This is a genomic window from Candidatus Methylomirabilota bacterium, assembly GCA_035260325.1.
Classification (GTDB): Bacteria; Methylomirabilota; Methylomirabilia; order Rokubacteriales; family CSP1-6; genus AR19.
Map to the genome: position 1 here is coordinate 1 of DATFVL010000142.1, position 5883 is coordinate 5883.

Consider the following 5883-nt stretch of genomic DNA (forward strand, 5'->3'; position numbering starts at 1 on the left):
GGTGGTCTCAGATCAAGCGCAAAAAGGGCAAGGCCGACGTGCAGCGCGGGAAGCTGTTCTCGAAGATCCTGCGCGAAATCACGGTTGCCGCCAGGAATGGCGGCGGCGATCCCAAGGCCAACATGCGCCTCAAGGCCGCCATCGAGTCGGCCAAAGAAGCGAACATGCCCCAGGACAACATCAAGCGGGCGATCCAGAAGGGCACCGGCGAGCTCCCGGGCGAGTCCTACGAGGAGATCACCTACGAGGGCTACGCGCCCGGCGGTGTCGCCGTCCTGATGCAGGTCGTGACGGACAACCGCAACCGGACCGGTCCCGAGATCCGGCACGTCTTCGAGAAGCACGGCGGCAACCTGGGCTCGGCCGGCGCCGTCGCGTGGATGTTCGAGCGCACGGGGCTCATCCAGGTCGACGCCGAGAAGATCGCCGAGGACGACCTCCTCGCCCGCGCCCTCGAGGCCGGCGCCACGGACATGCGCCGCGCGGAAAAAGCTTTCGAGATCACCACCACCCCTGCTGAAATGGACGCGGTGCGGGAGGCGCTCACCAAGGCGGGCGTGCCCGTGCTCGAGGCCCAGGTGACCTTCGTACCGAAGTCCACGGTACGGGTCGAGAGCAAGGACGCGGCCAGCGTGCTGCGCCTGATCGAGGCGCTGGAGGAGCTGGACGACGTTCAGTCCGTGTACGCGAACTACGACATCCCCGACGAGGTCCTCGAGGCCATCGCGGCTGCCTAGCTTCAGGATCCTCGGGGTCGATCCCGGCCTCGTCGCCACCGGGTACGGGCTCATCGAGCCCGGTCCAGGGGGCGTGCTGGTCCTCGCGAGCGGCGTCATCGCGACGGCCGCCGACCTCTCGCTCGAGGCCCGCGTCGAGCTCATCTACGACGGGGTGGACCGGCTCCTCGCCGAGCACGCGCCCGGCGCGCTGGTCCTGGAGGACCTCTACGCGGAGTACAAGTTCCCGCGCACCGCACTCCTCATGGCCCACGCCCGCGGCGTGATCTGCCTGGCCGCGCGCCAGCGCGACGTGGCCCTGCTGGCGCTCGCGCCCGCGGAGGTGAAGCGCGCGGTGGTCGCGAACGGCGCCGCGTCCAAGGGGCAGATCCAGCGCGGCGTCCAGCGGCTCCTCCGGCTCCGGGACCTCCCCGCGCCCTCGCACGTGGCCGACGCGCTCGCCCTCGCGCTCACGGGCTTCTCCCGTCTCGGGGGGCGGATCGCGTGATCGCGACGCTGGCCGGCCGCGTCAGAAAGAAGCTCGACGACCGGATCGTCCTCGAGTGCGGCGGCGTCGGCTACGACGTGTTCCTGCCGCCGATCGCGATCCGCCAGCTCGAGGGCGTCACGGCTGCCGCCGACGAGAAGGCGAGCGAGCTCGAGCTCGTGATCTACTACCACGCGACGCGCGACCAGCCGCGCCCGGTGCTGATCGGCTTCACGTCCGACCTCGACAAGGAGTTCTTCGAGAAGCTCGTCACCGTGAAGGACATCGGCCCGATGGTCGCCGCGCGGGCGCTCGCCGCGCCCGTGGGCGAGCTCGCCGCGGCGATCGCCCGCCAGGACGAGAAGTATCTGCGCTCGCTGCCGGGCATCGGGCCGCAGAAGGCGAAGAACATCGTGGCGCAGCTCCAGAGCAAGGTGGCGAAGTTCGCGCTCGCCCGCGAGGGCGCCGCGCCCGCGCCGGTCGAGGCCCAGGCCCCGCCGGCCGACGCCGACGGGCTGCGCGAACTGGTCTGGGAGGTGCTCGTGAGGCAGCTCGGGCACCGGCCCTCGGAGGCGTCGCAGCTCATCACCGACGCGCTCCGCCGCCGCCCGTCCATCGACACGGCCGAGGAGCTCTTCGACGAGATCTACCGCGGGGAGAAGAAGGCGTGAGCGCCGCGGCCGCGGCCGACGAGGGCCGGATCCTCTCGCGGGTCGCGGCGCCCGACGAGGCGCTGTTCGAGCGCCAGCTCCGCCCGCGCTCGTTCGAGGAGTACGTGGGCCAGGAGCAGGCGGTCGCGAGCCTGCGCGTCTCCGTCGAGGCGGCGCAGCTCCGCCACGAGTGCGTGGACCACGTCCTTCTCTACGGCCCGCCCGGGCTCGGCAAGACGACGCTCGCCGGCATTCTCGCGAACGCGATGGGCACGACCCTCGTCACGACGTCGGGCCCGGCGATCGAGCGCGGCGGCGACCTCATCGGCATTCTGAGCAACCTGGTCGAGAAGGACGTCTTCTTCATCGACGAGATCCACCGTCTCCCGCGGGTCGTGGAAGAGCTCCTCTATCCGGCGATGGAGGACTTCGCCGTCAACTTCGTGATGGAGAAGGGCCTCCACGCCCGCTCGATCAAGCACCGGCTCGCGCCGTTCACGCTGGTGGGCGCGACGACCCGTCCCGGCATGCTCTCGGCGCCGTTGCGCGAGCGGTTCGGGATCTTCCACCACCTGGACTTCTACTCCGAGGAGGAGCTCGCCCGGATCGTGACGCGCTCGGCCGCCATCCTCGACACGAAGATCGAGCCCGGCGGCGCGCGCGAGATCGCGCGGCGCGCCCGCGGGACCCCACGGATCGTCAATCGGCTGCTCCGGCGCGTCCGGGACCACGCCCAGGTCAAGGCCGGTGGAAGCGTCATCGGCGAGAGAATCGCGCGCGACGCGCTCGACCGGGAAGGCGTGGACTCGCGCGGGCTCGACCAGCTGGACCGCCGGTTCCTGCTGGCGATCATCGACAACTATGGCGGCGGGCCGGCGGGCATCGAGGCGATCGCGGCGACGATCAACGACGAGGCGGAGACGCTCGCGGAGATGGTCGAGCCGTACCTCCTCAAGATCGGGTTCGTCACGCGGGCCGGCACGCGCGGCCGGCGCGCGACCCGCGAGGCGTACCAGCACCTGGGCAAGCAGCCGCCCACAGCGCCCGGGCAGCCGGGGCTCTTCCCGTGAACCCCGTGCACGACGTCGGCAAGCTCCTCGTCGTGTTCGGCGTGCTGATCGCGCTCGCGGGCGTGGCGCTGATGCTCGCGGGCCGCGTCCCCTGGCTCGGCCGGCTGCCGGGCGACATCCACGTCCAGCGCGGCGCCTGGACCTTCTACTTCCCGCTCGCCACCTCGCTCCTGCTCAGCCTGGTGCTCACCCTGGTGCTGTGGATCTTCGGCCGGCGATGACGCGCGCGCTCGCGGCGCTGGCCGGCGTCCTGCTCGCCGCGACGACGGCGGCAGCAGCGGAGACGATCCGGGTTGCGCTGGCGGAGAGCGCGCGCGCCGTCGAGATCCGGGGGACGGCGATCGAGGTGACCGAGCTTGGCGGCTGCGCCGGCTGCGAGGCGCCCACCGCCTGGCGCACGGACGTCGTGCGCGCCGCCGCGAACGTGCAGGGCGTCGAGATCGACGGCCGGCGCGCCCCCGGCTTCCGGCTCACGAGCGAGCAGCCGATCCGCGTGAACGGCCGCGAGTACCCCGCGGCGCTCGAGCTCGTGAAGAACGGCGACGGCATGGCGATCGTCAACGAGCTGCCGCTCGAGGAGTACGTGGTCGGCGTGCTGCGCGCCGAGACGAGCGAGCGCTGGCCCCTGGAGACGCTCCGCGCCCAGGCCATCGTCGCGCGCACGTACGCCGCGTACTACCGCACGCTGAACGCCGGCAAGCCGTACCACATCGTCGCCTCGACGGCCAACCAGATGTACGCCGGGCGCGTGGCCGCGGCCTCGCCGATCTGGGAGGCGGTGCGGGACACCGCGGGGCGGGTGCTCTTCTGGGAGGGCGATCTCTTCCCGGCCTTCTATCATTCGGCGAGCGGCGGCTACACCGAGGACCCGCGGACGGTCTTCGCCGCGCGCAACATGCCCCCGCTCAAGGCGATCCGCGACGAGTTCTCGTCGTCGGCGCCGAACTTCTACTGGAGCCTCGATCTGCGCCTCGGTGAGCTCGCCGAGATCCTGCGCCGGAACGGCGTGGACGTGGGCGCGATCACCGCGATCGAGGTCACCGAGCGCACGCCCTCGCTGCGGGCGTCGATCGTCACGGTCCGAGGCGCGCGGGGCGGCGCGCGGCTCCGGGGCAACGACCTGCGGCGCATGGTGGGCTACGAGACGATCCGGTCCACGCTCTTCGCGGTCGCCGTGGACGGGGCGGTCGCGCACTTCGCCGGCCGCGGCTACGGCCACGGCGTCGGCATGTCGCAGTGGGGCGCGAAGGGCATGGCGGAGCAGGGGCACCGCGCCGAGAAGATCCTCGAGTACTACTACCCCGGGACTGTTCTGGGCGCGTTGAACGGGCGGTGACGGAGCCAGACCCGTCTCACTCGGGCCGGCCGCGGTCCGAGCCGGGCTCGCGGACCCCGCTACAATGGTCCGACTTCGAGAAGGTGGACATCCGCGTCGGCGTCGTCACCGACGCGCAGGAGTTTCCCGAGGCGCGCCGTCCCGCGTACCGCCTCTGGATCGACTTCGGCCCGCTCGGTGTCAAGCGCGCGAGCGCCCAGATCACGCGCCACTACGGCGCGGGGGAGCTCGTGGGCCGCCGCGTCGTCGCCGTCGTCAACTTCCCGCCGAAGCGGATCGGGCCGTTCGTCTCCGAGGTGCTCGTGCTCGGCGCCTACGACGAGGCCGGCGAGGTGATCCTGCTCCGGCCCGACACGGCGGTCTCGCCCGGCGCGAAGATCGGCTGAGCGCCGGCGTCAGAACTCCCAGACGAAGCCGCCGTGGATGGTGTAGTCGGCCGTCCGCGCGTCGGTGACGGGGAGCTGGATGCCGAAGCGCGCGGTGGTCCGGGGGAACGGCCGAACGTTGAACCCCGGGACGAAGTAGACCTGGGTCCTGCCGCGGAGCGGGTTGGCCGCGTCGTCGTCCCCGCGCACCTGTGTGACGGTGACGAGCTCGACGAGCGGCGTAAAGCGGCGGAGCAGGCGGTAGCCGACCGCCACGCCGGCCGTGAGCGCCTGCTCGCGTTCGCCCTTCACGTGCGCATTGATGTTCCACTCGTACGCGGCCTGGCCGATCAGGTCGAAGTCGCCGAGGGCGGTGCCCGCGACGAGGAACGGCTCGACGGCGGCCGCGCCGCCGAGCCCGCGGCGCTCGGAGCCCGACGGCAGCCGCAGCTCGAAGCCCGCCGCGACGAGCGCGGGGACGTCCACGGCCTTCAGGAGGAGGAATTTGTTCTGGATCTCGATATCGCCCGGGCCCGCGGCGCCCTTGCCCTCTCGCGGGTCGTCGACGACGGCGGGAACCTCGAGCTCGATCTGCCAGCGCGGGAGCAGCGGGAACTCGAGCGCGGCCGCGAGCCTGGTCCCGCGTCCCTCGCGCCCCTTGTCGTGCGTGAGCTTGAATTCCAGCTCGCGCTCGATGACGGGCCGACGCGTGACGAGCGGATAGAAGAACTCGATCTGCGGCTCGTCGTCATCGCCGAGAGCGGCGGGTGGGCACAGGGCCAGCAGGAGGACGGCGCCGGCCGCGGTAGCGAACGCCGCTCCGACTCGTGATTTCATCCGCATGACCAGTCATCCCTTCTGATCCGCGACGCGGATCCAGTCGATGGCTGGCTGCCGCGGCGGCCGCGGCGTGGCTGGCTAGCGTGACGCGGGCACCCGGCCCGCGGATTACTTCGTCAGGATCAGCTTGTCCGCCTTCGTGATGCGAAGCCGGTACTCCTGGCCGCGATGGAGGATCACGACTTCGCGGCGCCCGCGGAAGAGGCTCGCGCTCGACACCGGGGGCGACGCCGCCCTCGGGAGCCCGCCGTCGCGGTCGTTCGCCTGCGCGCCGCCCGGGTCCGTGGCGCTCATGCGGTCAGACCTCGATATGCGCGGGCGATCATCGGCGCGTCAGGCTGCGCTCGGTGCGGGCTTCGCGCGGGTCTCCCACGAGCGCAGGGTCGTCCGTTCCACGGCGCCCGAAGAAGAGGAAGGCC

9 protein-coding genes are annotated in these 5883 nt (G+C 71.8%); 7 read left to right on the plus strand and 2 right to left on the minus strand.

The genetic code is table 11. The annotated features are described in order from the left end of the window. The 7 genes from VKG64_09485 to VKG64_09515 form a co-directional block, all read left to right on the plus strand. On the plus strand, positions 1-737 hold a 737-nt coding region (locus tag VKG64_09485), incomplete at its 5' end, for a YebC/PmpR family DNA-binding transcriptional regulator (GenBank protein HKB25271.1). Between the two features lie 7 nt (positions 738-744). Next, complete coding sequence (locus VKG64_09490) at positions 745-1224, plus strand: crossover junction endodeoxyribonuclease RuvC (GenBank protein ID HKB25272.1); 480 nt, start codon at positions 745-747, stop codon at positions 1222-1224. Continuing rightward, positions 1221-1874, plus strand: coding sequence for a Holliday junction branch migration protein RuvA (gene ruvA / locus VKG64_09495; protein ID HKB25273.1), 654 nt, complete (start codon positions 1221-1223; stop codon positions 1872-1874). The genes VKG64_09490 and ruvA overlap by 4 nt, the downstream gene beginning before the upstream one ends. Before the next feature lie 29 nt (positions 1875-1903). Next, the gene (gene ruvB / locus VKG64_09500; protein HKB25274.1) at positions 1904-2923 is read left to right on the plus strand and encodes a Holliday junction branch migration DNA helicase RuvB; all 1020 of its coding nucleotides are present in this window, start codon (positions 1904-1906) and stop codon (positions 2921-2923) included. A 5-nt stretch (positions 2924-2928) separates the two neighbouring features. Further along, a complete protein-coding gene (locus tag VKG64_09505; GenBank protein ID HKB25275.1) occupies positions 2929-3144 on the plus strand; it encodes a DUF2905 domain-containing protein in 216 nt (71 codons plus the stop codon). Then, on the plus strand, positions 3141-4259 hold the full coding sequence (locus VKG64_09510) for a SpoIID/LytB domain-containing protein (GenBank protein ID HKB25276.1): 1119 nt from the start codon (positions 3141-3143) through the stop codon (positions 4257-4259). Before VKG64_09505 ends, VKG64_09510 begins: the two co-directional genes overlap by 4 nt. Next, a complete protein-coding gene (locus VKG64_09515; protein HKB25277.1) occupies positions 4256-4645 on the plus strand; it encodes a tRNA-binding protein in 390 nt (129 codons plus the stop codon). Before VKG64_09510 ends, VKG64_09515 begins: the two co-directional genes overlap by 4 nt. Positions 4646-4654: 9 nt before the next feature. Here VKG64_09515 and VKG64_09520 read toward each other — a convergent pair whose 3' ends face one another. Next, complete coding sequence (locus tag VKG64_09520; protein HKB25278.1) at positions 4655-5461, minus strand: hypothetical protein; 807 nt, start codon at positions 5459-5461, stop codon at positions 4655-4657. A 111-nt stretch (positions 5462-5572) separates the two neighbouring features. Next, a complete protein-coding gene (locus tag VKG64_09525) occupies positions 5573-5758 on the minus strand; it encodes a hemin uptake protein HemP (protein HKB25279.1) in 186 nt (61 codons plus the stop codon). Positions 5759-5883 lie beyond the last annotated feature (125 nt).